Below are 18,890 nucleotides of genomic sequence, written 5' to 3'. Positions count from 1 at the left end.
CACCGCTGTAAAACATCCGCACTAAGCCTCGGCGCCATCTTGAACCGAGGATATGTCGATGAAATCGTTTGTTTCCGTCGTTGCCGGTGCGCTTGTCGCCTCGCTGCTTTCCACCGCCGCCTTTGCCGAGAGCCTGGTGCTCTATACCAGCCAGCCGAACGAGGATGCGCAGGCGACGGTCGATGCCTTCAAGGCGGCCAATCCCGGCGTCGAGGTGGAGTGGGTGCGCGAAGGCACGACGAAGCTGATGGCCAAGCTGATGGCCGAGATCGAAGCCGGCAACCCGGTTGCCGACGTGCTGCTCATTGCCGACACAGTGACGATGCAGCGGCTGAAGGAAGCCGGCCAACTGCTTGCCTACAAGTCGCCGGAAGCGGCCAGCTACGACGCCGCACTCTATGACGCCGACGGCGCCTATTACTCCACCAAGATGATCACAACAGGCATCATCTACAACACCTCGGCCCCGGCGAAGCCTGCGGGCTGGCAGGATCTGGCGAAGGCCGACGCCAAGGGCCTGGTGACGATGCCGAGCCCGCTGACCTCGGGTGCCGCCCTCATCCACGCCCAGACGCTCGCCGGCATCGACGGCCTCGGGTGGGATTATTACAAGGCGCTGGCTGAAAACGGCGCGACGGCTGCCGGCGGCAATGGCGGCGTGCTGAAGGCTGTTGCCACCGGCGAGAAGGCCTATGGCATGATCGTCGACTTCATGGCGATCCGCGAAAAGGCCAAGGGCGCGCCGGTCGAGTTCGTCTTCCCGGCGGAGGGCGTTTCCGCCGTCACCGAGCCGGTCGGCATCCTGAAAACAGCCAAGAACCCCGACGCCGCCAAGAAGTTCGTCGACTTCCTGATTTCGGAAGAGGGGCAGAAGACGGCGGTGAAGATGGGCTACATCCCGGCACGCAACGGCGTGGCGCTGCCCGAGGGCTATCCGTCGCGCGAGACGATCAAGGTGCTGCCGATCGATGCGGCCGCGGCGGTGAAGAACTCCGACGCCGACCTCAAGATCTTCTCCGGCATCTTCGGCACGAATTGATCGCCTGAATGTCGAAACAGGGTGAAACCAAACGCAGCCGGCCCCGCTGGCTGCGTTTTTCGAATATGGCTGTGGCTCGCACCAGCCGCGTGAAGCCGGGTGCATCGCCGGCCGGCGAGCCGCGTTGGCTCGTGCCCTTCGTGCTCGCCTGCCTTTTCCTCCTTTGTGCGCTGCCGCTCATCAGCCTTGTCAAAGCCGGCTTCGCGGGGTTGGTCAGCGGCAATTCGATCGGCGTGTTGACCGAGCCCGCGACCTATGCGGCCATCCGCAACACATTGCTGACGGCGACCGGCGGCATGCTGATCTCTGTCGTGATCGGCGCGCTCTTTGCCTTTTCCGTTTCGCTGACCGATATCAGGGGCAAGCTCACCTTGAGTTTCGCCTTCATGCTGCCGATGATGATCCCGCCGCAGGTGACGGCGCTTGCCTGGGTGGAGATGACAGGGCCGGCAAGTCCACTTCTGAAGACGCTGGGCATCGCGCCGCCGCTCGGCAGTCCGCAGCCGCTCTATTCGCTGTTCGGCATCTCGGTGCTTCTCGGCGTGCAGCACGCGCCGCTGGTGTTCCTGGCGCTGAAGGCGGGGCTCGCAGCCTCACCGCGCGACGGCGTGGAGGCGGCAAGGCTCTCCGGCGCGTCGCCGTTTCGCGTCTTTCTCGATATCGTCGCACCACTGGCCGCCCCCGGGCTGATCGCGGGTGCGGCGATCGCCTTCGTCTCCGGCGTCGGCAATTTCGGCATTCCGGCAATCCTCGGCATTCCCGCCGGGATCTCGGTGCTGCCGACGCTGATCTATACGCGGCTCGCAAGCTTCGGCTCGGGCACCTTCGGCGAGATCGCGTTGCTTTCGAGCCTGATCGCCGCGATTGCCGCCGCCGGGCTGATCCTGCAGCAGCGGGCGCTTTCCGGGCGGGACTACCGCATCATAGGTCTTTCCGGGGCCAATGCCGCCTTTTCGCTCGGGCGGTTTCGTGTGGCTGTCGAACTTGGCCTGGCGGCGATCCTGTTTCTGGTGCTGGTGGCGCCGCTTGCAGCACTCATCGCCAGTTCGCTGGTGCCGGCCTATGGCGTGCCGCTCAATTGGCAGACGATGTCGCTGCGCGCTTACGAAGAAATCCTCTTTCGCCAGACGATGACGCTGAGCGCCTTTACCAATTCGCTGTTCCTGGCGAGTTCGGCCGCCCTCGGGTTGCTGGTCGTTGCCCTGCCGGCGGCCTATCTCATGAACCGGCGTAAGGGCGTGCTTGCCAATACGCTCGGGATCCTGATCGAGATTCCCTATGCGCTGCCCGGCATTGTGCTGGCGGTCGCCTTCATCCTCACTTTCGCCGCGCCGCTGCCGATCCTCAACGTCTCGCTCTACGGCACCATCTGGATCATCCTGATCGCCTATTTCTCCTCGTTTCTCGCCGTTAACCTGAAGCCTGTGATGAGCGCTTTCCTGCAGATGGACCCATCACTGGAGGAGGCGGCAAGGCTGTCGGGCGCCGGATTCTTCCGGCGGATGCGCGACGTGATCCTGCCGCTGGTGGCGCCGGCCGCGGGCGCTTCGATCATCCTCGTCTTCCTGATTGCCACCAACGAGCTGACGGTCTCGGCGCTGCTCTGGTCGGCGGGCACGCAGACGCTGGGGGTGGCGATCTTCAATCTCGACGACAGCGGCTCGTCCGATCTCGCCTCGGCGCTTTCGGTGCTGGTCGTCGTCATGGTGATGGCGCTGATGGCGGCGCTCGAAACCCTTGCAAATTATCTACCGGAAGGCGTGCTGCCGTGGCGCAACTGATCCTCAATCACCTGACCAAGGATTTCGGCGGTGGCCGTCCTGCCGTCTCCGACGTTTCGCTGACGGTGCGCGAAGGCGGATTTCTGGCGCTGCTGGGGCCGTCGGGCTGCGGCAAGACCACGGTGCTTCGCATGATCGCCGGCTTCGAGCAGCCGACGGACGGCTCGATCGACTATGGCGAGCGCCGGCTATCGGATGCCGCACGGGCGCTGCCGCCGGAAAAGCGCAACATGGCGATGGTGTTCCAGTCCTACGCGCTCTGGCCGCACATGACGGTGGCGGAAAATGTCGGCTATCCCCTGAAGGTGCGCGGCATTTCGGGCGAGACCTGGCGGCGGAAGGTGGGCGAGGCGCTGGCGCTGGTGAAACTCACCGATTACGCCGAGCGCCGGCCGGCAGCGCTTTCCGGCGGGCAGCGGCAGCGGGTGGCGCTGGCGCGCTGCCTGGTGACGTCACCCGACGTGGTGCTGCTCGACGAGCCGCTCGCCAATCTCGACCAGCACCTGCGCAAGTCGATGGAGGAGACCTTCCGCATCTTCCACGAACGCTCCGGTGCGACGATGATCTATGTGACGCACGACCAGTCGGAAGCGATGGCGCTGGCGACCGATGTCGCCGTGATGTCGGAGGGACGGCTGGTACAGATGGCGCCGCCGGCGGAAATCTATGCCCGGCCGGAAGGCGCTGTCGTCGGCGGCCTGATTGGCCGCGGCTCGATCCTGAAGCTGCCCGTGGCCGAGCATGCGCCGCGGGCGCTCGGCTGGCCGCGGCTTCGAGACGCGATCGGCTCCGCGGGTGACGGCCTTCGCCGCGATGTGTTGGTGCGGCCCGAGCATGTGCGCCTGGATGCCGAGGGTATTCCGCTCGAAGTCAAGGCCTGCGTCTATGAGGGTGAACGCTTTGCGCTAACACTGGTGCTGCCGGATAGCCAGGCGCTGAAGGCCTATGGCGATAGGGCCATCCCCGTTGGGCAGAAGGCTAATTTTTCGATTAGCAGCGGCTGGCGGTTGTGAGGGAGTGGGGCAGACAGCCGCGGCGGCGAACATCAACACGATCGACGCCGGCGCGACAGCCCACCTTATGGCCTCAATCGCAACGGGGCTTGCCGAGCTCCACCTTGAACTGCCTTGGCCCGACCAGCCCCGGCTTTGCCGGCAGGTCGACGATATGGGCGATAACAGTACATTTGCCGGCGACCACCGCGTAACGATCGCGGCCCTGGTGGATGATCTTGTCGATCGGATGTGTCGCCACCGCCTCGGCGACCGCGGTGATGACGGCGGTCAACTCGTTGGCGCGCTGGTAGTTCGGCGCGAGCGCGGCATGGGACGCGCCGGCGCTGAAAAGCGCGATGGCGGAAAGGGCGAGGGTTCTGATTTGCATCGGTGTCTCCTGTCTGCCGCAACAGACCACCGGTGGCTGGTGTCTTCAAGGCGGCTTGTCGTCGCGTCTGAGACGTTGACACCGTCGTTTCCCGTGACCTTCTCCGGCGAACCATATAGTTAAATAAAACTGGTTGCTAAAAACAACTGGTATGCCATGATGGTGGCATCAGGAGAGCGCTGGCGACGCTGACGCCGAGCGGATGGAGGACGCGATGAAACTCTATCAGGGCATGGGACCGAATTCATACCGGGTACGCATCTTCATGGCGGAGAAGGGGATCGAGCTGCCGATGGTGGATATCGATTTCTCCAAGGCGGAGCACAGGGCTCCAGCCTTCCTGGCGCTGAATTCGCTCGGCCAGATCCCGGTGCTGGAACTGGACGACGGCACCATCATCACCGAGAGCGTCGCCATCTGCCGCTATCTTGAGGAGACGCATCGCGAGCCGCAGCTTTTCGGAACCGACGCCGTCGGCCGTGCCAAGGTGGAGATGTGGAACCGGCGCGCCGAGCTGGTGATCTTCGGCACGATCGGCAATGTGGCGCTGCATTCGGATGCCTTCTTCAAGGACCGGCTGACGCAGTTTCCAGCTTTTGCCGAGACCGAGCGGCAGGCGGTGCCGAAGAAATGGTCCTGGGTCGACCGCGAGCTTGCCGATGGTCGGCCGTATCTGGCCGGCGACGCATTCTCGATCGCCGATATCACCGCCGGCGTCTGCGCCTGGCTTGGGGACGTCTTCGGCATGGCGGTGCCGGAGGATCTCGCAAACGTTCAGCGCTGGCTCAAGCGCGTGCGGGCACGGCCGAGTTTCCAAGCTTAGGGAAGGGGCGCGGCGGTGTTTCTGGCTGTGCTGCCCCTCATCCCCCTGCCGGGACCTTCTCCCCGCCAAGCGGGGAGAAGGGGCATTGCGGCACTCGCCGAACAGCTTGTTGGGCAGACAGGGAGCCTCCGGTTCTCCCTCGCCCCGCAGGCGGAGAGAGGGTCGGGGTGAGGTGGCAAAACCTCGCCGTAATTTTGGAGTTCGCGTCTGCGCCATTTGGGTGCTGCCAAGCCCCGCTTCGCCGATTGACAGGGAGCAGGAACAGTGGCGCCGCGCCATTTCGGCCTGTCGAAGCCAGAAGAGTGCGTTTTCAGCTCGATCGAGGGCAAATGGTGGTTGCGGCGGTGCAGCTAAATCAAGTCTTTGATAAACTGTCTTAATTCGTCCGTCGCCGCGATCTGGTCGGCAGACTGAAATCCCGCCCATCCGCCAAATGACAAATCATGTGTGGAAAGTGACATTCCCCTTTTCGCTTGCCTTCTCCGTGGCTTTTTTCAATTCCTAAAATAACAGCTGCCCGATTCGCCCCGATCCGTTGTTTTGGCGGCGTTCGCCCTAGGAGACAAAGCCATGAACGATTTCAAGAAGCCGACGATCACCGAGATGCGCCCGAAGATCACCGTCATCGGTGTCGGCGGCGGTGGCGGCAACGCCATCAACAACATGATCACCGAAGGGCTTCAGGGTGTCGATTTCGTCGTGGCCAACACGGACGCGCAGGCGCTGGCGATGACGAAAGCGTCGCGGCTGATCCAGCTCGGCGCGCATGTGACCGAGGGGCTGGGCGCCGGCTCGCTGCCGGAAGTCGGGCGGGCAGCCGCGGAAGAATCGATCGACGAGATCATGGATCACCTCGGCGGTACGCACATGTGTTTCGTCACCGCCGGCATGGGCGGCGGCACCGGCACGGGGGCAGCCCCGGTGATTGCGGCTGCAGCCCGCAAGGCCGGCATCCTGACGGTTGGCGTCGTCACCAAGCCGTTCAGCTTTGAAGGCAAGCGCCGCATGCAGACGGCTGAAGAGGGCATCGAGCGCCTGCGCGAAGCGGCTGATACCGTCATCGTCATCCCCAACCAGAACCTCTTCCGCATCGCCGACGCCAAGACCACCTTTGCCGACGCCTTCGTGATCGCCGACCGCGTGCTCTATTCGGGCGTCGGCTGCATCACTGACCTGATCGTCAAGGAAGGTCTGATCAACCTCGACTTCGCCGACGTGAAATCCGTCATGAAGGGCATGGGCCGGGCGATGATGGGCACCGGCGAGGCGACCGGCGAAGGCCGCGCGCTGATGGCGGCGGAAGCCGCGATCGCCAACCCGCTGCTCGACGAAGTGTCGATGCGCGGCGCCAAGGGAGTGCTGATCTCGATCTCCGGCGGCATGGACATGACGCTGTTCGAGGTGGACGAGGCTGCGACCCGCATTCGCGAGGAAGTCTACGACGAGGCCGACATCGTCGTCGGCTCGATCTTCGACCGCACGCTCGACGGCACTTTCCGCGTGTCGGTGGTGGCAACGGGCCTCGACGGCCAGCGCTCGGCGGCAGACCCGGCCGGTGCCGCGGCAACCGCCGGCCAGCCCGGCCAGGTGCCGACGCGCACGCTGCAGTAACGGTTCGGCGCCACGCGCCGCAGGTTGTTGCGGTGTCGGTGTCTTCTCTCTTTCGTTGAAAATCCTCCCGTGCGATGACAGCCTCCGGGAGGATTTTTTATGCGGAGACGGATATGGCGGACGCGGTAGGAAACCGAAAGACGGGCTTGCCCTTAGGCGAGGCAAGGGCAGAGCAGCGGATTCAGGCCGTTGCTGCGGCCGAAACGATCCTCGGTGAGCGCTACCCCGACGCACTTTTTGCCATCGCTGCCGGGTCGATCTTGCGCGGCGATGGCACGCCATCGTCCGATATCGATCTTGTCGTGCTCCATGAGCAGCTGGATGCCGCCTGGCGGGAAAGTTTCACGACTGGCGGGTTTCCCGTGGAGGCATTCGTCCACGATTTCGAGACGCTGAACTGGTTCGTCGATCAGGATGTTGCGGGCGGCTACCCCGTACTGCTCGACATGGTGGCCGGCGGGACGGTGATCGGCAGGGACATTGGCCGTGGCGAGGTCTTGCAGGCGCAGGCAAGGGCAAGGCTGTCATGCGTGCCGGACGAGCTGGCGGCAGAACGCCGCAACGCGCTACGCTACCACATCACCGACCTGCTTGACGACCTGAAGGACGAGCGGCCGCCGGCGGAGATACGCGGGATAACCATTGCCCTTCACCAGCCGCTTTGCGACCTGGCGCTTCTCGGGCGCGGCCACTGGTCGGGCAAAGGCAAATGGCTGCCGCGGCTGCTTCAGCGTCTCGACCCCGAACTGGCGCAACGCTTCGACGATGCCTTCCGCCTTGCCGGCGAGGGGCAGGCGGATGCGTTGGTGGCGCTGGCTCAGGATGAGCTCGGACGCCACGGAGGGCGGCTGTTCGACGGCGACCGCCGCGATGCGCCGCCGGCAGCGCGACGGCCGGGTGGGCTTTCCGGTTGAGCGCCTGCATCGCGAACAGAGTCAGGAAACCGCTCTATCGCCTTGTTTTAATGCATGCCGGGCCTTTTCCCGGTGAGCGCAAGTGGCAGCGACGGGACATCTGTCCGTCGCTCGCACGTTTCGGCCCGGCACTGTCGCAGGCGTCGTCAGCGCCCGGCTTAACCCGCACCGCGCCGCGAACGCATCCGGGAGAAATTGGCGGGCGTGATGCCCGGGCCACGAGATGGGCCGATGCTGCTGGCGCTGCTTTATAGGGCCTGCAAGGTCTCCCTACGGTTGCCGGGAAGCCTTCGCCGATCGGCTGGCAGCACGGATGTGTCCATCGACGGCGCCGCCCGATCGGGCAACTCGACGATGATGGGCAAGGCCAAAGGGACATCCGACAAGGGGTGGCGTGGACGACCCCGCGGCAAGTCTGCAAGCGCAGTCAGCGTTCGCGAGGTGGCTTGCCATCCTGCTTCAAGAAATCCTCGGCGGTTCGCCCCGGTTCGGTCGTGAAATATTCTTCGAGTGCACCGAAGTCCGACATCCGATCGATCCGGAAGACGCGAAAGCCGTTGCGCGTTTCGCACCATGCCGCAAGCAGCCAGACGTGGCCGTAGAACGCCATGATCAGCGGGCGGACCCGCCGATCGCTCGTCCTGTCCTCGAGGTCACGATAGACGAATTGCACCTTGCGCTTTTCCCGGATGGCGCGTCGCAACGCAGCCTGGTCGATGGTGATCGGTACGCGGGCAGGTTCGACTGGCGTCCAGAGATTGACCAAGTCGAGTTGCCGGCCCAAGGCGTCGGGCACCACCTCTCCGATCTTGTAGAGGGCGCTGGCTGCCGCTTCCGCCAATTCGGGATCCGCCCAGGATTGAACGATGCGCGTGCCGAGAAGCAGTGCCTCGATCTCGTTCTCATTGAACATCAGCGGCGGCAGATCGAAGCCGGGACGCAGGATGTATCCGACGCCGGCTTCTCCCTCGATCGGCACGCCACGCGAGATCATGTCGCTGATATCGCGATAGACCGTCCGTTCGGACACTTCCAGAAGGGCGGCAAGGTCAGCCGCCCTCGTCGCCTTCCTCCGGCGTAATATCTGGATGATCTCGAAAAGACGGTCAGCGCGGCGCATGCAAGCGGTTTACGCGACCATGACGCGGCTCGTCCAGCGCTGCTGCGCGACTGCATCGGGCCAGGTCGAGCCGAGCGGCTGCATCGAAAGCCAGGTTTCGGCGAGTTTGCCGTCTTCGATCCTGTAGGATTGAATGCCGGCGCGATTGCGGGGCTCGCCCGTTGCGACGTCGGTCCACTTGAAGGTGAAGCGAAACCAGGCGCTGTCGCCCTGAAACGCATGATCATAGACGGCGACACGAATATCGGGCCGCTCCAGCCTGATCCTGGCGAGCTCGGCTGCGTAGGCATCGCGCGCTACGGTGCGGGAGCGGCCTTCACCGTGGCGGATATAGTGTTCGCACACGCAGTCGGGCACCAGATCGTATTGGCCCTCGTGCCACACCTTCTCCCAGCGATCGAACAGGGCGGTTAGTTCGGCATTGTCTGTCATCTCAATCTTTCCCGAATGCTTGCTTGCGTTTCGCGTGGGGGCTGCCAGCCCCTCACGTCAGCGAAGACACTACAACGGGGCTCCTGACACCGTTCTGTCAGGAGAATGTCAGGAGCGGGAACTATCTACGGAGGGTCATGTGCGTGCTGTTGCTATGCGTAAGGCGCCACGCTGGTGGCGCTCCGGTTCGCGCGCCGGCAGCATGCTCTGGCATGCTGCCGGTGGTTAGGTGTTGGTCGGCTTGGCGCCTCTGGCCGCCGATGGAGCGGGGCGTGTCGTCGATTTCCACAGGGTGCAACTCGAGGTCAGCGGACTTGGTCGCAATGATCCAGCGCGAGGCCGGGAACGCAACCAATCCTGATCGCGCGAGGATTCTGGTGCCGTTCTGGTTCAGTTGCTCCAACTGGGCGATAACACCCGATAAACCGGGGTGACCAGACCGCGGTGATGGGGCAATATTGAGGTTTGCCTTGCGGCATTCCCGGCATAGGCCCGTTGACGGTGGGCTTTCGCCCGGAGGCAGTGTAAGAGCCTGCCGCGTCCAAACGGAGTTCGATCGTGAGCGTTGCCTTTACCAAGGAAGAAAGTGCCGAAACCGCGGCTGAAACCCTTTTGCCCGACCGCCCGGTTTCGCCGCATCCCAACCTTGTCACCGAGGCGGGGCTGAAGGCGCTGGAAGAGCAGCAGCGCGAGGCGCGCGCGGCCTATGAGGCGACGAGTGGGATCGACGACGTGAACGAGCGCCGGCGCCAGGCAGCCGGTCCCTTGCGCGATCTGCGCTATCTTGCCGAACGCCTGCGCACCGCCGAACTCGTTGCCGCCCCGACCTCGACCGACACCGTCGCCTTCGGCAGTACCGTCACCTTCAGCCGCGACGACGGCCGGGTGCAGACCTACCGCATCGTCGGCGAGGACGAGGCCGACCCGAAGGCCGGCTCGATCTCCTATGTTTCGCCGGTGGCAAGGATGTTGATGGGCAAGGGTGTTGGGGATGTGGCGACTGTTGGCGGGCAGGAGCTGGAGATTACGGGGATTTCGTAGGGTTGGGCGTTTTGCCGGACCCGCCCCTTGCCGTCGTCCTTCGCCGCGCGTGCAGGTTTCTGTCTGCAGCCCGGAGGCACCGGCGTGTTAGTTTATCGGGTCCGACAGTCGCGGTGTCGCCTATCCCTTGCGTGACATCCCTTCTGAAAGGTGCCGCAAGTGCAATTGGCCATTGACCTGGGCGTTCCCAAAATAGAGCGATCCCGGTTTGAGGACCTATGCAGCAGGACCGAGCGGCCGTTGCCTTGCCGAGCAGTTCCCATCCTCGGTGTCGAGCGCTAAAGCTCGCAGGTGCAAGCCGCTTGCAAGTCCGCTGGCAAGCCGGTTAAATCGACCCGCGCCAGCAATCGCTCAATCCCCTTCAGGCTCTCCTTGTCGCGCATGCTGAACAGGAAATGCGAATGTCGTCTTTTGGATCAACCCTCCTGAACGAGCTGTCGATCACGCCCAATCTCGCCATCGCGGCCTTCCTTGGAATGGTGATTGGGCTGGAGCGTCAGTGGCGACAGCGCTACACGGGCCTCACCACTCATGCGCTGGTTTCGCTGGGTGCTGCGGCCTTCACCTCGCTTGGCATGCTGATCGATGGCGGCACGGATGTGCGCATGGGCGGGCAGGTGGTGACCGGGATCGGCTTTCTCGGGGCCGGCCTGATCATGCGCGATGGGCTGAGCGTTCGGGGCTTGAGCGGAGCGGCGACGGTCTGGTCTACCGGTGCCGTCGGCGTGCTGGCCGGCTATGGCTATTTGCTTGCGGCGGCTGAGGCCTGCGCGTTCGTTCTCCTGATCAACCTCACCATGCCCCGCATCGGCGCGCTGATCGAGCGGCACGCGCCGGAGAAGGAAGCCGTCGAGCGTTATTACATGATCGAGCTGAAATGCCTGGCCAAGGAAGAGGCGGTCGTGCGCTCAGCCCTGTTGCAGGCGATGGAGGCGCGAAAGCTGCGTCTCCGGGGACTTGAAAGTCACTCGGCGAGCGAGGGCGGCATTGTCGCCGTCGAAGCCGTCGTCTACACCGCGAGGGAGCAGAACCAACTGGTCGAGCAGGTCGTCGGCGATCTCAGCCTGTCGCCGCTCGTCCTGTCCGGCAAGTGGACATCGACGACCGCGCCCGAATAGCATCTGTGGGTCGTCTACTCGCCGGAATACCGCTTGTCGAGGATTTGCGTGACGACGAAAGCCGCTGTCATCTACAGCGCCGCGCGTCTTATAAGGCGCGCAGAGCCGTCACGGCAGGACCCGCATTCCGGTGGGTGCTGGTTTGCAATCGCAGCCGCGTGCGTTTCACATACCTCACTGCCCGTTGCACCCCAAGCGATCGACCGAGGCTTCTTGCAAAGCGAACATGGCCCGCTCCCTCTGCCAAATCACCCTCGACATTTGCGCTTCAATGCCTAATCTCCGCGGCAATTCACTCATGGAATTGCTTGATGTCCCTTAGACTTGCCACCTTCAATATTGAAAATCTCATGAGCCGGTTCGATTTCTCCGGCTTTCGCAATCAGCTCAAGCAGGATCGGGTGCTGAGGCTCTTCGAGGTGAAGAGCGAGGCGGAGTATCAGCGGCTGGAGGAGGCGCGCACGATCGCCCATACGGACGATACGCGGCAGATGTCGGCCTTGGCGATTGCCGATTGCGATGCGGATATTCTCTGCCTGCAGGAGGCCGACAACATGGCGTCGCTGCAGGCCTTCGAATACAACTATCTCTTCCGCATGGTCGGCAACGGTTACCGCCAGAAATACCTGATCGAGGGCAACGATTCGCGCGGGATCGACGTGGCGGTGCTGATGCGCGAGGAAACGCGCGACGGCCAGCCGATCGAGTGCCTGGAGGTGAAGAGCCATGCGGGGCTCACCTATGCGGATCTCGGTATCTTCAACGATGCGCTCGCTTCCTCCAACCGGCCGAACGACCGGATCTTCAAGCGTGACTGCCTGGAACTGGACCTGAGGATCGGCGGGCGGCCGCTGACGCTTTATGTCGTGCATTTCAAATCCATGGGGCCCGCGCGCGAAGGGCTCGACGGACGCCAGGCGACGATGCCGCTGCGCGTGGCGGAAGCGAAAGCCGTGCGGCACATCATCGAAAGCCGCTTTGGCCGCGGGCACACGGCCGACAAGATGTTCGCGATCTGCGGCGACATGAACGATTACCAGGAGAAGGTCGACATTCTCGGCGACCGGCGCAACGGCTACGAGTTCGTGCCGCGTGAGGAAGAGGAAAGCGCGCTCGATGTGCTGACTGCGGACGGTTTCGTCGAAAACCCGATGCTGCGCCGGCCGGTGCTCGACCGCTGGACGCTGTTTCACAGCCGCGGGCCGCAGGAGCGGCATCTCTGCCAGCTCGACTATATCTGGCTGTCGCCGGCGCTTGCCCGGCGCAACGCGTCCCAGGTGCCGGAAATTATCCGTGGCGGCCAGCCGTTCCGCACGATCTTTCCGCCGGGCCAGGAGGTGGAGCGCTATCCGCGCACCGGCTGGGACCGGCCGAAGGCATCGGACCATTGCCCCGTGGCGATGACGCTGGACGTGTGACGATGGCCATCCTCGAAAGCAACACGGCTGAATGGCCTGACGAAGGCGAGATCCTGCCGATTTCGGGCGTCGATATCCGGGTCAACGAGGCCCCGCATCCCTTCCATCTGGACCAGCTGGATCAGGCACAGGAGAATTGGCGGCAGGAGATCGCCGCCAACCCGCATCTCTTTGATGGGCGCATGGTCCTGCAACGGGCGCTTCGCATCGAGAACGGCCGCGTGGTGGGCGAGGGGCATGTGGTGCCCTATTCGACCTTCCTGTGGTGGCGCAAGACCCGCACGGACGCGGCCTTCCACTTGTTCGCGATGCCGGTGATCGTGTCTTCCGATGGTGCCTTGATCCTTGTGCGCATGGGCTCGCATACGGCCAATCCGGCCCGGGTCTACAGCCCCTCCGGGTCGCTGGAGCCGGATGACGTGGTTGACGGGCGCTGCGACATCGCGGGCAACATCCGCCGCGAGGCGCTGGAGGAAACGGGCATCGACCTTGACACGGCCACAGCCGAGCCCGGTTATCACGTGCTGCACATGGGGCGGGCCGTGACGGTGTTCCGGCTCTACCGGGTGGCGGAGACGGCCGAAGCGCTGGTCGAAAAGGTGGCCGCCCACATCGCCGACGATCCGGAACCGGAGATCGACGAGGCAATTGCCATCTGGGGGCCGGACCCGGGCGCGCACAACTATCCGCCGTTCATCCTGCCGATTCTCACCTGGCTGTTCGACGGCAAGCGCTGATCCCTCGGGGAAGCGCGGAATGGACGGGGAACGTGGACGCCGCGCATTGCCGCGGCAACGGCAGCGTTCTGGGCGCGCCGCCGAGAGATTTGCGGCGTTCCGGCAGGGCGTAAAGGTCACTGTAATGCGCATGCGACGCGCGGAGTGTGGCCAATAGGCGCAAATCGGAGGCGCTGTTGCGGGCCGACCGCGCTGATTTTCAAGCGTGCGATCACGCCTCCAGGCGAATTTCGCAGCGTTCTGCCATTCACAACGCCCGGGCCAAAACCTTCAGGCTGTGCTCTTTCGTGCCGATGACGGCAGGCCCTGCCGTGCGAACCGGCGTGAAGCCCTGACTTTCCCAGAAGCGAAGTCCAGCCTCGTTCCCGGCGAAGACGGCGAGTTCCACGCGGTCGGCGCCTTGTGACTTCAGCCAGTCAAAAAAATCGCAGCACAGGGTTTTCGCCACGCCTTGCCCGGCCGGGTCGATCAGGAGCAGGGCGATCCACCAGGATTTCTCCTTCGGATAATCGCGGTCGCAGGCGAGCATGCCGACGAGCTCGCCGCTTGCCGCCTTCAGGCCGAAGACGAACTTGTCGGCGCCTGTTCGGCCCGGGGGAAAGCTCTGAAACTCTTCGCGCACCACGCTGGCGTCGGGCGGGTGGCCGCGTTGTAGCACCACATAGTCCTGACAGCTTTGATAGAGCTGCATCAGCCGCAAAGCGTCCGCCTCGGTCAGGCCTTCGATTTCATAGCCGGAGAGTGCGATTGGGAAAGTCGTCGTCTTGTCCATCGCTCGCACATGACATGGCGAAGCGATGGGTGCAATGATCCCGGCGCGGGCGCGCCTGAGCATCCGCCGTCACGGGATCAAGGTCCGGGAAGCTGCCTTCGTGGTGTTCTCACTCGCATCACCGATCAGCCTGTTTGCGGGATCGACGACATGCCAGCATGCGGCGTCATGGTCGATAATGGCTGTTGCGCTTCTTTTCTGCGATTCGGACCCAATACCGAAGAATGATCGTGATCAGGCAGGCGGCTGCGGCGGAATAGATCGGGGTCCACAGGCAAAGCGCTCCGACTATGGCACCCACGTAGCTGGCTATTCCACAATACACGACGATGGAAAACGACTTGAGATAAAACGAGTTGATGCGGCGATAGTCCCGAAGGAACTCGGCCAATCCCCTGCCGAACCTCGACAACAGCCTCCGAGGCGGTGGCCGTTGGGCGTTGCGCCGCGCTTCCATCTCTCTGAGCTTGTTCAGCAGCCCTTTTTGTTGTTCTCAGCATTTGTCGATATTGACGGGTGTTGTGACGAGATTGCCGTCTGGATTATCTCAAGACGAGTTTCGGCAAGGTAAATGCAACTGTCCCGCGTAGCCGATGCGTGGCGTCGCCGCGATGGTGCGCACAGTGACGATGTCGGCCCGACGGAAAGCCAAGCCGGGCGCTCTCCTTCGTCAGGCCTCGATCTTGCGTGCGATTGCGATCTTCGGGTTGCGGAAGCCCATGGCGATCCAGGCGCAGAGAAGCTTGGCGTAGAACGACACTGTGTGGGTCTTCAGATTGGGAATGTCCTTGGGCAGCCGGGAGGCGTCCGGCAGGTCGCCGACCATGGTGCGCAGCTCGGCCTTCGGCCTGGTGTCGGCGGGCCAGAGGTGCAGGTAGAGGCTGAGCCAATGGGCGCCCTTCATCTCCAGGAACATTGGCGTGTTGCAGCAGGTGGCGACGACCCGGCGTGAGCCGGCGTCGGGGGACAGCCGGAATTCGCTTAAGGTTTCCTCGCCGGAGACGATGGTGATCCGGTCCTTGCGGTATTCCGCGCTGGGGGTGGCATCGTAGGGTGTCAGGATGTTGCGGGCGCCGGGCAGGGTCGAGAGACGGCTGGCTGCCGCCCGGCAGCTGTCGCATAGGCATTCGGAGACAAGGATCGGTGCTCCCTTGACCTTCAGCCGCGTCTGTCCGCAGGCGCATCCGATATGGGTGGTATCGCTCATGTCGTATCCTCCTTACGTGACGTGAAACAGGTGCCGGATATACCGGTCGAGATGGTCCAGGCTTTCACGCGCAAGTGCGGGATCGTTGCCGGCCTTGGCGAGCACGAAGCCGCCCTGGATGACGGCCTGCGTGTGCCGGGCGAGGCTTTCGGCTGTCCAGTCACCGGCTATGCCGCGGTCGCTGCGTGCGGCCTCGATATCAGCCTCGAGTGTGGCCGTGTGGCCGAAGATGCTGCGGGCGCAAGCCTCGCGAATCTCGGGCGTGCTTGAATAAACCTCCTGCGCCAGGGTGCCGACGAGGCAGGTGAATTCCGCAATCTCGCCGAGGATGATTGCCTTGCGGAAGGCGACATAGGCGAGAACACGCGCCAGCGGGTCGGGCGGTGCGTGATAGGGCGCTGCGGCGAAGAATTCGGTCGTCGTTTCCGCCCAGTATTCGGTCGCGGCGACGCCGAGCGCGTCCTTGCTTGCGAAATGGTGGAAGAACGCGCCCTTGGTGACGTCGGCTGCGCGGCAGAGATCATCGACGCTGGTGGCGGCGAAGCCCTTGGCGCGGATGATGTCGCGCGCCGCCTCGAGAAGCCGGAGCCGGGCGTTGCCGCGTTCGGGGGATTGTTTGGTCGGTCTGGGCATGCTGAAAACATACCATACGGTTGGTATGTGTCAATGTGTCTGAATTTCCAGAGGTTTTGGCGCCGGCGAGCACCTTGGGAAGCGATGACCATGGCATGTGATGGTGAGATTGGTCCTCCTAGAAGCGGTTGGGCAGCGGAGCGCTTGCGCACAAGACTGCATCAGGAGAGCTTCTCCGATATCGCAAATGCCCGAATCGATTCAAGGAATTGCGCGGTATATTTAACGTGCAACATATCCTGCCGCGTGGCGGTTGGCCACGCCCGCATATCGGTCTGGCATGAGCCGTGAGCGCCAGGGTGGCGCGCTGCAGTGTTCCTTCTCGCGGTCGGACAGAGCGCGCACGTGTAGTCTTCAGTGCGCGGCGGTGTCGGTGATGGGAAGGCCGAGGTCCTGCCACTGATCGGGCGGGATAGCATCGCCGACCTTGAAATCGAAGCCGACGATCGTGTTGCGATCCGGCGTGGCGGTGCAGGAATAGGCGATGCGAAACCATTTCCGCTTGCTGCGAAACGCGCCGCCATTGGCTTTGAGTGTCTCGCCTGAAAACCGAACGCCAGAATATGCGTAGGCGACGAGGAAGTCGGGATCGAAATCGGCGTCCCAGCGGTGGACCTGCTCCATCGCCTCGAGATTGCAGAGTTGCACCACGCGCTCTTCAGGCGCCAGTTGCGCCAGACCCTTGCGTGCCTGCCGGCTGCGCGGTGAGGCGAGGATGTCTGCGGAATAGAGTTTATCGGCACGCACCATGCCCTGTGCCTGCGGCGTGGGTGTGGTGGTGGCGGGGCGCTGGCCGCTGGCGTCAGGGAGTGCCTTCGGATCCGCGTGCTGCGGCTCCCTCACTGGCAGGTTCGCTTCGAGGGCAGGCACGGGCGGCATACGCGTCATGGTCTTCCTCACCGGCATCTCAGCCAGGATTTCGACCTCGATGCTGTCTTCCGCGGGAGGTAGCGGCATCGGCTTGGGTGGAAGACGCGAAAGCGCCGTGAAGGCGAGGGCGTGCAGCATCAATGCGAGCGCCAACGCGCGCCATAGCATCCGGTCATCCGCCCGCTGCACCGCTTGCCGCATTGCCTAGGCCATTTTGCGTAGGGTCGGTTTCATGCGTCGTTCTCTGGCTCCCGGCTGAATGGATGTTGTAACCCGAACCCACGGCACTGTTCGGGCGACAGGCATGAGCTCAACACCAAATCCGCGCCGTGGTCGAGCCTTGTGGGCCGCGGCGATCACATTCCCGTCACCGGCAGGCGGCGGGCTCGTGCCATCGTGCCGCTGAGGCGTTGCGGGAAGCCCATGGTGACAACGCTTTCGGCCGGGTGCTGCAGCGGTATCGCGATAGCGGTGAGTGCTGTGCGTGACGGCGTTTTTGCGCTTGCCGCCCGGGCGATGACATTGCAAGTTCGTGGCCGGAGTATATGCGCAAGGGGAAATGGATGCCGCTCAGCTACGCGATCTACGATGTCTTCACGCAGAACCGGCTGGAGGGCAATCCGCTGGCCGTCGTCTTCGGGGCGGATGCGCTCGACGATCAGGCGATGCAGACGATCGCGCAGGAGTTCAACCTGTCGGAGACGGTGTTCATCCGCCGGCCGGGGGGAGCTGCGCACACGGCGCGGCTGCGCATCTTCACGCCGGGGCGCGAGCTTCCCTTTGCCGGACACCCGACCGTCGGTGCTGCGGTGGCGATCGCCGAAGCCGCGCATGGCGCGGCTGACGAGAGCGCCGATCTGGTGCAGGTTCTGGAGGAGAAGGTGGGGCCGGTGCGCTGCGGCGTGCGCATCAAGCCCGGCGAGGCGAGCTTTGCCGAATTCGACCTGCCGCGCAAATCCGCCCGGCTCGACGCCCGCTTCGACAAACAGGCGCTTGCCGATGCGCTGAGCCTGAAGACGTCGCAGATCGGCTTCGAGAATCATGCGCCGTCGTTCTGGAGCGCCGGCGTTCCCTTCGTCATGGTGCCGCTGCACGATGTGTCGGCCGCGGCCAACGTCGAGTTCGACCCGCAGCGCTGGGAGCAACTTGCGCCGCTTGCCGAAGGCCGGCTGGCGTCGGCCTATCTCTACTGTCGCGGCGGCATCAATCACACGGCGCGCTTTCACACCCGCATGTTCGCGCCCGAGATGGGCATCGTCGAAGATCCGGCAACGGGGGCTGCGGCCGCCGCCCTTTCCGGCGCCATCCACCATTTCGACCAGCTGGTCGACGGCCACCATCCCTTCCTGATCGAGCAGGGGGTGGAAATGGGCAGGCCGTCCTACATCCACCTTCATCTCGATGTGGCGGGCGGGCAGATCAACTCGGCGCGCATCGGCGGCCATGCGGTGAAGATCGCCGCCGGCGAACTTTTGCTCTGACGCGGCGCATGCGGCCGCAGGCAGATATCAGCCTGGCTGTGGCGTGGCGGTCAAATATTGGCAAGGAGGGCGTGTCGATTCAGTGAGTTGGCCGCCAGCGTCCCGGGCGCAACGCGCCAGGGGTGCGGCAGACGCCTGTGGAAAAGCCGGCTTTCCGGGCCACTGGAATTTTTTCTCAGAAATTTTGCAATCGACGCTAGACAAGGTGAGGGAACGCCTTTATACGCCCCTCCAGACCGCAGCGGCAAACACCGAGGCGGTCCGGATGGGTGATTAGCTCAGTTGGTAGAGCAGCTGACTCTTAATCAGCGGGTCCACGGTTCGAGCCCGTGATCACCCACCAAAACAACGACTTGGCGGGACTTATATCAGCCTCGCATTAACTTCAAGATCGACTTCTTGTAACGCTCCTTGGCGACACACACCGAAGCGGTCCGGATGGGTGATTAGCTCAGTTGGTAGAGCAGCTGACTCTTAATCAGCGGGTCCACGGTTCGAGCCCGTGATCAC

The 18,890-nt window shown here is 63.7% G+C and carries 19 protein-coding genes and 2 tRNA genes; 14 read left to right on the top strand and 7 right to left on the bottom strand.

What is annotated here, in order from left to right; genetic code table 11:
• Positions 1 to 58: 58 nt before the first annotated feature.
• From HT585_RS09130 to HT585_RS09120, 3 genes are all read left to right on the top strand, one after another.
• Positions 59 to 1,039: an ABC transporter substrate-binding protein gene (locus HT585_RS09130; protein ID WP_176352609.1), complete on the top strand. Its 981-nt coding sequence runs from the start codon at positions 59 to 61 to the stop codon at positions 1,037 to 1,039.
• 71 nt (positions 1,040 to 1,110) lie between these two features.
• The gene (locus HT585_RS09125; protein WP_343213949.1) at positions 1,111 to 2,820 is read left to right on the top strand and encodes an ABC transporter permease; all 1,710 of its coding nucleotides are present in this window, start codon (positions 1,111 to 1,113) and stop codon (positions 2,818 to 2,820) included.
• Complete coding sequence (locus tag HT585_RS09120) at positions 2,808 to 3,833, top strand: ATP-binding cassette domain-containing protein (protein ID WP_176352607.1); 1,026 nt, start codon at positions 2,808 to 2,810, stop codon at positions 3,831 to 3,833. Before HT585_RS09125 ends, HT585_RS09120 begins: the two co-directional genes overlap by 13 nt.
• Positions 3,834 to 3,906: 73 nt before the next feature.
• On the opposite strand, the gene HT585_RS09115 is transcribed toward HT585_RS09120, so the two are convergent.
• Positions 3,907 to 4,203 (bottom strand): hypothetical protein, encoded by a 297-nt coding sequence (locus tag HT585_RS09115; protein ID WP_176352606.1) that lies wholly within the window; start codon positions 4,201 to 4,203, stop codon positions 3,907 to 3,909.
• 214 nt (positions 4,204 to 4,417) lie between these two features.
• Between HT585_RS09115 and HT585_RS09110 the strand changes: the two genes are divergently transcribed.
• The 3 genes from HT585_RS09110 to HT585_RS09100 all read left to right on the top strand — a co-directional run bounded on the left by HT585_RS09110 (position 4,418) and on the right by HT585_RS09100 (position 7,551).
• Positions 4,418 to 5,026, top strand: coding sequence for a glutathione S-transferase family protein (locus tag HT585_RS09110; protein WP_176352605.1), 609 nt, complete (start codon positions 4,418 to 4,420; stop codon positions 5,024 to 5,026).
• Between the two features lie 570 nt (positions 5,027 to 5,596).
• Positions 5,597 to 6,637 carry a cell division protein FtsZ gene (ftsZ, locus tag HT585_RS09105; RefSeq protein ID WP_425513727.1) on the top strand — a complete coding sequence of 347 codons (1,041 nt, stop codon included), beginning with the start codon at positions 5,597 to 5,599 and terminating at the stop codon, positions 6,635 to 6,637.
• A 113-nt stretch (positions 6,638 to 6,750) separates the two neighbouring features.
• The gene (locus HT585_RS09100) at positions 6,751 to 7,551 is read left to right on the top strand and encodes a nucleotidyltransferase domain-containing protein (RefSeq protein WP_176352604.1); all 801 of its coding nucleotides are present in this window, start codon (positions 6,751 to 6,753) and stop codon (positions 7,549 to 7,551) included.
• A 427-nt stretch (positions 7,552 to 7,978) separates the two neighbouring features.
• Here the strand turns inward: HT585_RS09100 and HT585_RS09095 are convergent, their stop codons facing one another.
• Both HT585_RS09095 and HT585_RS09090 read right to left on the bottom strand, forming a co-directional pair.
• Positions 7,979 to 8,671 (bottom strand): helix-turn-helix transcriptional regulator, encoded by a 693-nt coding sequence (locus tag HT585_RS09095; protein ID WP_176352603.1) that lies wholly within the window; start codon positions 8,669 to 8,671, stop codon positions 7,979 to 7,981.
• A gap of 9 nt (positions 8,672 to 8,680) precedes the next feature.
• The gene (locus HT585_RS09090) at positions 8,681 to 9,103 is read right to left on the bottom strand and encodes an ester cyclase (RefSeq protein WP_176352602.1); all 423 of its coding nucleotides are present in this window, start codon (positions 9,101 to 9,103) and stop codon (positions 8,681 to 8,683) included.
• 558 nt (positions 9,104 to 9,661) lie between these two features.
• Between HT585_RS09090 and greA the strand changes: the two genes are divergently transcribed.
• The 4 genes from greA (at position 9,662) to HT585_RS09070 (ending at position 13,417) form a co-directional block, all read left to right on the top strand.
• Positions 9,662 to 10,144: a transcription elongation factor GreA gene (gene greA, locus HT585_RS09085; RefSeq protein WP_176352601.1), complete on the top strand. Its 483-nt coding sequence runs from the start codon at positions 9,662 to 9,664 to the stop codon at positions 10,142 to 10,144.
• A 401-nt stretch (positions 10,145 to 10,545) separates the two neighbouring features.
• On the top strand, positions 10,546 to 11,262 hold the full coding sequence (locus HT585_RS09080; RefSeq protein WP_176352600.1) for an MgtC/SapB family protein: 717 nt from the start codon (positions 10,546 to 10,548) through the stop codon (positions 11,260 to 11,262).
• A 311-nt stretch (positions 11,263 to 11,573) separates the two neighbouring features.
• Positions 11,574 to 12,680: an endonuclease/exonuclease/phosphatase family protein gene (locus tag HT585_RS09075; protein WP_176352599.1), complete on the top strand. Its 1,107-nt coding sequence runs from the start codon at positions 11,574 to 11,576 to the stop codon at positions 12,678 to 12,680.
• Positions 12,681 to 12,682: 2 nt separating this feature from the next.
• Positions 12,683 to 13,417, top strand: a complete 735-nt coding sequence (locus HT585_RS09070) for an NUDIX hydrolase (protein WP_176352598.1) — start codon at positions 12,683 to 12,685, stop codon at positions 13,415 to 13,417.
• Positions 13,418 to 13,664: 247 nt separating this feature from the next.
• Here the strand turns inward: HT585_RS09070 and HT585_RS09065 are convergent, their stop codons facing one another.
• Complete coding sequence (locus tag HT585_RS09065; protein WP_176352597.1) at positions 13,665 to 14,189, bottom strand: GNAT family N-acetyltransferase; 525 nt, start codon at positions 14,187 to 14,189, stop codon at positions 13,665 to 13,667.
• 25 nt (positions 14,190 to 14,214) lie between these two features.
• On the opposite strand from HT585_RS09065, the gene HT585_RS09060 reads away from it, so the two are divergent.
• Positions 14,215 to 14,760, top strand: coding sequence for a hypothetical protein (locus HT585_RS09060; protein ID WP_176352596.1), 546 nt, complete (start codon positions 14,215 to 14,217; stop codon positions 14,758 to 14,760).
• A 99-nt stretch (positions 14,761 to 14,859) separates the two neighbouring features.
• On the opposite strand, the gene HT585_RS09055 is transcribed toward HT585_RS09060, so the two are convergent.
• The 3 genes from HT585_RS09055 to HT585_RS09045 all read right to left on the bottom strand — a co-directional run bounded on the left by HT585_RS09055 (position 14,860) and on the right by HT585_RS09045 (position 17,067).
• The gene (locus HT585_RS09055) at positions 14,860 to 15,396 is read right to left on the bottom strand and encodes a GFA family protein (RefSeq protein WP_176352595.1); all 537 of its coding nucleotides are present in this window, start codon (positions 15,394 to 15,396) and stop codon (positions 14,860 to 14,862) included.
• 12 nt (positions 15,397 to 15,408) lie between these two features.
• On the bottom strand, positions 15,409 to 16,029 hold the full coding sequence (locus tag HT585_RS09050; RefSeq protein WP_176352594.1) for a TetR/AcrR family transcriptional regulator: 621 nt from the start codon (positions 16,027 to 16,029) through the stop codon (positions 15,409 to 15,411).
• A 354-nt stretch (positions 16,030 to 16,383) separates the two neighbouring features.
• Positions 16,384 to 17,067, bottom strand: coding sequence for a DUF930 domain-containing protein (locus HT585_RS09045; protein ID WP_176352593.1), 684 nt, complete (start codon positions 17,065 to 17,067; stop codon positions 16,384 to 16,386).
• Positions 17,068 to 17,462: 395 nt separating this feature from the next.
• Between HT585_RS09045 and HT585_RS09040 the strand changes: the two genes are divergently transcribed.
• From HT585_RS09040 to HT585_RS09030, 3 genes are all read left to right on the top strand, one after another.
• On the top strand, positions 17,463 to 18,380 hold the full coding sequence (locus HT585_RS09040; RefSeq protein WP_176352592.1) for a PhzF family phenazine biosynthesis protein: 918 nt from the start codon (positions 17,463 to 17,465) through the stop codon (positions 18,378 to 18,380).
• Positions 18,381 to 18,647: 267 nt separating this feature from the next.
• Positions 18,648 to 18,723, top strand: a tRNA-Lys gene (locus HT585_RS09035).
• A 97-nt stretch (positions 18,724 to 18,820) separates the two neighbouring features.
• Positions 18,821 to 18,890: transfer RNA gene (locus HT585_RS09030), tRNA-Lys, on the top strand.

The sequence above is a fragment of the Ensifer oleiphilus genome (assembly GCF_013371465.1).
In the GTDB taxonomy this organism is placed as follows: Bacteria; Pseudomonadota; Alphaproteobacteria; order Rhizobiales; family Rhizobiaceae; genus Ensifer; species Ensifer oleiphilus.
The sequence above is the reverse complement of the archived record's forward strand: the minus strand, read 5'-3'. Positions and strand labels throughout refer to the sequence as shown.